Raw genomic sequence first — 5377 nt, 5'->3', positions numbered from 1 at the left:
AATCCCGCCCGGCCCCCGCCCGTTGAAATGCGTACAAGGAGGGAATCCCCATGTTCTCGTACCGCCGCACGCCCGAGCTGCCCACCCGCGAAGAGGCCCTGAAGGGCCGCCCGAACGCGCAGTTCTCCCTGCCCGAGCGCCACACCGTCCTCGGCAACCCGCTCGCCGGTCCCTACCCCGCGCACCTGGAGGTCGCCGACTTCGGCCTGGGCTGCTTCTGGGGCGCGGAGCGCAAGTTCTGGCAGACCCCCGGGGTGTGGACCACCCTGGCCGGCTACCAGGGCGGCTTCACCGAGAACCCGGAGTACGAGGAGGTGTGCTCGGGCCGGACGGGCCACACCGAGGTCGTCCGCGTGGTCTTCGACCCGGCGCTGGTCTCCTACGAGTCGCTCCTGAAGCTCTTCTGGGAGTCCCACGACCCCACCCAGGGCTTCCGCCAGGGCAACGACGTCGGCACCCAGTACCGCTCGGCGCTCTACACCCACTCCCCCGCCCAGCAGGCCACGGCGGAGGCCTCCCGGGCCGCCTACCAGCGCGTCCTGACCGCCTCCGGCTACGGCGACATCACCACGGCCGTCCTCCCGGCGGCGGACCGCCCCTTCTGGCCGGCGGAGCCGTACCACCAGCAGTACCTCGACAAGAACCCGGCGGGCTACTGCGGCATCGGCGGCACGGGCGTCTCCTGCCCCATCGGCGTCGCCCCCGCGAACTGACCCCGCCCCGGGCCGCGGCCACTCGGCCACGGCCCGGGGCTCATCCTTCGGACGGGTCAGATCGTCGAGGCGTCGATGACGAAGCGGTAGCGGACATCGCTGGCCAGGACGCGTTCGTAGGCCTCGTTGACCTGCTCGGCGGAAATGACCTCGATCTCCGAGCCCAGGCCGTGCTCGGCGCAGAAGTCGAGCATTTCCTGGGTCTCCGGGATGCCGCCGATCATCGACCCGGCGAGGGTCTTGCGGCCGCCGATGACGGAGAACAGGTTCAGCGCGACCGGCTCCTCCGGGGCGCCGACGTTCACGAACGCCCCGTCGACCTTCAGCAGGCTCAGGTACGCGTCCAGCGGCAGCGGCGCCGAGACCGTGGAGACGATCAGGTCGAAGCTGCCGGCGAGCTTCTCGAAGGTGGTCTCGTCGCTCGTCGCGTAGTAGTGGGAGGCGCCCAGCCGCAGGCCGTCCTCCTTCTTGCGCAGGCTCTGCGACAGGACGGTGACCTCCGCGCCGAGCGCGTGCGCGATCTTCACGCCCATGTGGCCGAGACCGCCGAGGCCGACGATCGCGACCTTCTTGCCCGGACCGGCGTTCCAGTGCCGCAGCGGGGAGTACAGGGTGATGCCGGCGCACAGCAGCGGCGCGGCCACGTCGAGGGCGAGGCCGTCGGGGATGCGGACGGTGTAGTTCTCGTCGACGACGATGTGGCTGGAGTAGCCGCCGTACGTGGGCTCGCCCTTCTTGTCGAGGGCGTTGTACGTGCCGATGATGCCCTTGACGCAGTACTGCTCCTGCCCGGCGAGGCAGTACGCGCACTCCCGGCAGGTGTCGACGATGCAGCCGACGCCCACCCGGTCACCGACCGCGAACCTGGTGACGCCCGGGCCGACTTCGGCGACGACGCCGGCGATCTCGTGACCGGGGACCATCGGGAAGATGCCCTCGCCCCAGCCGTCGCGGGCCTGGTGGATGTCGGAGTGGCAGATGCCGGAGTACTTGATGTCGATGAGGACGTCGAACTCGCCCACCGGGCGGCGCGGGATCGTGGTGCGCTCGAGCGGGGCCTTGGCGGCGGGAGCGGCGTAGGCGGCGACCTGGGTGACGGACATGGGGTGATCTCCTCGGACGAGGACGCCGCCACGCCCCACGCGGTCGGTGACCGGTGCGGGCCGCGGCGTCCGTGCTGCGGTGCGTCCCACGATGCCGCGTTCCCCGCGGGCCACCCAGCCCCCTGCCGAGCCTAGGACTGCCGGACCTACCCCTGGCGGGGTCAGGATGAGCCCCGCGCCCGGCATCCCCTCCGGGGATACTTGCGCTATGGATCACCTCGATCAGCGCACCGAACTGGGAGAGTTCCTCCGCACCCGCCGCGCCCGCCTGCGCCCCGAGGACGTCGGCCTGCCCGACTACGGGCGCCACCGCCGCGTGCCCGGGCTGCGCCGCGAGGAGCTGGCGCAGCTGGCCGGGGTGTCGGTGGCGTACTACACCCGCCTCGAACAGGGACACGGCCAGAACGTGTCCGCGGAGGTGCTGGACGCCATCGCGCGGGCCCTGCGCCTGGACGGCACGGAATCCGCGCACCTGAACCACCTGGCGAGCCCCCGCACCCGCAAGCGCAGCCGCGTACGGCGTCCGCAGCAGGTCCGGCCGGGGCTGCGCTCGCTGCTGGAGGCGATGGACGGCGTACCGGCGTACCTGGTGGGGCGGCGGCAGGACGTGATCGGGTGGAACCCGCTGGCCGCGGCCGTCTTCGGGGACTTCGGGGCGCTGCCGCCCGCCGAGCGGAACCTGGTGCGGCTGGTGTTCCTGGACCCGGCGACGGCGGAGCTGTACGCGGACTGGGAGTGCCGGGCCTGCGAGGTGGTCAGCAACCTGCGCATGTACGCCGGCCAGTTCCCGGACGACGAGCAGCTCTCCGCGCTCGTCGGGGAGCTGTCGGTGAAGAACGAGGAGTTCCGGCGGCTGTGGGCGGCGCACACGGTCGCGGACAACAAGACGCACGGCGTGAAGCGGCTGCGCCACCCCCTGGTGGGGGCGCTGGCCCTGTCGTTCGAAACGCTGACGCTGCCCGACGACCCGGCGCAGTTCCTGGTCACCTACCACGCCGAGCCCGGCTCCCCCTCGGCGGACGCCCTGCGGATGCTGTCCTCCTGGTCGGCGCCCTCCCCGTCCCCGGCGGCACCGGCCCCCGCCGAGAACCAGGGCTGAGCGGCGGGGCCCCTCAGGGGTTCTCGGTGACCGTCACCCGGCCGCGCCGGATGGTCGCCACGCGCGGTGCCCGGCGGGCGAGGGCGCTGTCGTGGGTGACCATCACGAAGGTCAGGCCGTGTTCCTTCCAGAGCCCCTCCAGCAGGTCCATGACCTCGTCGCGCATGGACTCGTCGAGGTTGCCGGTGGGCTCGTCGGCCAGCAGCACCTTGGGCTTCTTCACCAGCGCCCGCGCGATGGCGACGCGCTGCTGCTGGCCGCCCGACATCTCGCCGGGCAGGTGGCCCATGCGTTCGCCGAGCCCGACCGATTCCAGGGCCTCGGCGGCCCGCGCGCGCCGCTCGGCGGCCTTGAGTCCGAGGGGGACGAGGGCCGTTTCGACGTTCTCCTGCGCGGTCAGGGTCGGGATGAGGTTGAAGGACTGGAAGACGAAGCCGATGCTCTCGGCGCGGACGCGGGTGAGGCGGGCCTCGGAGACGGTGGCCAGGTCGAGTCCGTCGAGGACGACCTGGCCCGCCGTGGGGCGGTCGAGCGCGCCGAGCATCTGGAGCAGGGTGGACTTGCCGCCGCCGGTGGGGCCCTGGATGACGAGCCGGCCGCCGTCCTCGATGGTCAGGTCGACGCCGGCGAGCGCGTCGATGGTTTCCTTGCCGCGCCGGTAGCGCTTGGTGACTCCGGTGAGCTGGTACATCTGGTTCCCTCGGTTGCTGTGGTGGTACGCGGCCACGTGCGCGGCCCGTACGGACGGACGCGGCCCCGCCCGGGCGGGGCGGGACGGCCGGGCTATTCGACGCGGCGCAGGGCGTCCGCGGGCCGCAGCCGTGAGGCGCGCCAGCCGCCGAAGCCGCCCGCGACGAGTCCTCCGGCGACCGCGAGGGCCACGGCGAGGCCGATGGTGGAGAGCGAGACGGGCGCGGTGAGGGCCACGTCGAGCGCCTTGCCGGCGCTCTGGCGGGCGCCGGGGCCGAACATCCGGGCCCCGCCCGCGGCGGCCGCCCGGCGGCCGCCGCCCCCGCCGGCGAGCTGCGCGGTGAGGCTCGGGCTGACCGCGGTGATCGCGTACGCGGCGGCGAGTCCGACGCCGATCCCGAGCACCCCGCCGATCAGGCCGTTGACCAGGGCTTCTCCGGCGACCTGGCGGGTGACGCGGCTGCTCTTCCAGCCGAGGGCCTTGAGGGTGCCGAACTCCCTGACGCGGCGGGAGACGGCGGAGGAGGTGAGCAGGCCGGCGACGAGGAAGGCGGCGGCGAGCACGGTGTACGAGAGCCACGTGCCGACGGTGGAGGCGAGGGAGGCGGCCGTGGAGAGGGAGCCGGAGACGGTGTCGGCGAGGTCGGCCGAGGTGGTGACGGTGGTGTCGGGGACGTTCTTCTGGATGGCCTGCTTGACGGAGCCGATGGCCTGGGAGTCCTTGGCCTGGACGTAGACCGTGGTGATCTTGTCGGGGGTCCCGGCGAGGGTCTGGGCCTGCTTGAGCGGGACGTAGACGTGGGCGGTGGCGTCGCCGCTGTCGGCGGTGGCGATGCCGATGACCTTGAACTTGACGTTCTTCACGGTGAGTTCGGAGCCGACGTCCAGCTTGTTCTTCTTGGCGTAGGCGCTGTCGAGGACGGCGACGGCCGCGTCGGTCTCGCCGGTCCGGAAGCCGCGCCCCGAGGTGATCTTGGAGGTGGTGAGCGGTCCGAGGGCGGGCCGGGTGACGTCCGTGCCGTACACGGAGTAGGAGTTGACGTCGAAGTCGGCGCCGCCGCCCTGGACCGTGGTGCCACCGCCGCCGCCCGCGGCGCCCGTACCGCCGCCGCTCCCGCCGGGCTTGGCGCCCGCGGCGCCGCCGCCCTCGGCCCGCTTCAGCTCGCCGCGCTTGAACTGCCCGTTGACCTTCACCACCTGGAGGCTGAGGCCGCCGACCACCTGGGCGACACCGGCCTGTCCGGACACCTGGGAGACGGTGGCGGCGTCGAGGGTCTCGAAGCCCTGGGGCAGCACCATGTCGCTGCTCTGCTCGCCGCCTTCGGTCCCGCCCTGGCCCTCCCCCTCGCCCTTGGCGTCGAAGCGGAAGCGCGGCCGGGCGGCCGTGGAGCCTTCCTCCGGCGGCTTCTGCGCCTTGGTGACGGTCATGTCCGTGCCGAGACCGTAGAGCGACTGGAGGACCTTGCCCTGGGCGGCGTTCATGCCCGCCGAGACGGAGGTGACCACGATGACGAGGGCGATGCCGAGGGCGAGTCCGGAGGCGACGACGAGCGCGGCCTTCCGGCGTCGGCGCAACTCGCGCCGGAGGTAGGTGAAGAACATGCGGCCGAAACTAGGCAGCACCCCTGATCGCCGGATAAGCCGCGGGTAAGAGTCGCATGAGAAGCGGAAGACGGACGGCGGGGAGCCCTTCCGGCGCCCCCCCCGCCGGGGGGGCGGCTGTGCCCGCGGGACGGGGGGGCGGGGGGCCCGCCGACCCCAACCCCCCCCGC

The 5377-nt window shown here is 72.9% G+C and carries 5 protein-coding genes; 2 read left to right on the top strand and 3 right to left on the bottom strand.

Annotated elements, in window-relative coordinates:
• Window positions 1-50 precede the first annotated feature (50 nt).
• A complete protein-coding gene (msrA, locus tag ACFV0Q_RS32025; protein WP_385010094.1) occupies window positions 51-713 on the top strand; it encodes a peptide-methionine (S)-S-oxide reductase MsrA in 663 nt (220 codons plus the stop codon).
• A gap of 56 nt (window positions 714-769) precedes the next feature.
• On the opposite strand, the gene ACFV0Q_RS32020 is transcribed toward msrA, so the two are convergent.
• On the bottom strand, window positions 770-1816 hold the full coding sequence (locus ACFV0Q_RS32020; protein WP_385010093.1) for an NAD(P)-dependent alcohol dehydrogenase: 1047 nt from the start codon (window positions 1814-1816) through the stop codon (window positions 770-772).
• Between the two features lie 208 nt (window positions 1817-2024).
• Between ACFV0Q_RS32020 and ACFV0Q_RS32015 the strand changes: the two genes are divergently transcribed.
• On the top strand, window positions 2025-2915 hold the full coding sequence (locus ACFV0Q_RS32015) for a helix-turn-helix transcriptional regulator (RefSeq protein ID WP_266574296.1): 891 nt from the start codon (window positions 2025-2027) through the stop codon (window positions 2913-2915).
• Window positions 2916-2928: 13 nt separating this feature from the next.
• Here the strand turns inward: ACFV0Q_RS32015 and ACFV0Q_RS32010 are convergent, their stop codons facing one another.
• Both ACFV0Q_RS32010 and ACFV0Q_RS32005 read right to left on the bottom strand, forming a co-directional pair.
• Window positions 2929-3606 carry an ABC transporter ATP-binding protein gene (locus tag ACFV0Q_RS32010; RefSeq protein WP_266574297.1) on the bottom strand — a complete coding sequence of 226 codons (678 nt, stop codon included), beginning with the start codon at window positions 3604-3606 and terminating at the stop codon, window positions 2929-2931.
• 92 nt (window positions 3607-3698) lie between these two features.
• Window positions 3699-5207, bottom strand: a complete 1509-nt coding sequence (locus tag ACFV0Q_RS32005) for an ABC transporter permease (RefSeq protein ID WP_385010090.1) — start codon at window positions 5205-5207, stop codon at window positions 3699-3701.
• Window positions 5208-5377 lie beyond the last annotated feature (170 nt).

The organism is Streptomyces sp. NPDC059564, assembly GCF_042735575.1.
GTDB lineage: Bacteria > Actinomycetota > Actinomycetes > Streptomycetales > Streptomycetaceae > Streptomyces.
Note: the sequence above shows the minus strand (reverse complement) of the source record. Positions and strands in the feature narration are given on the sequence as shown.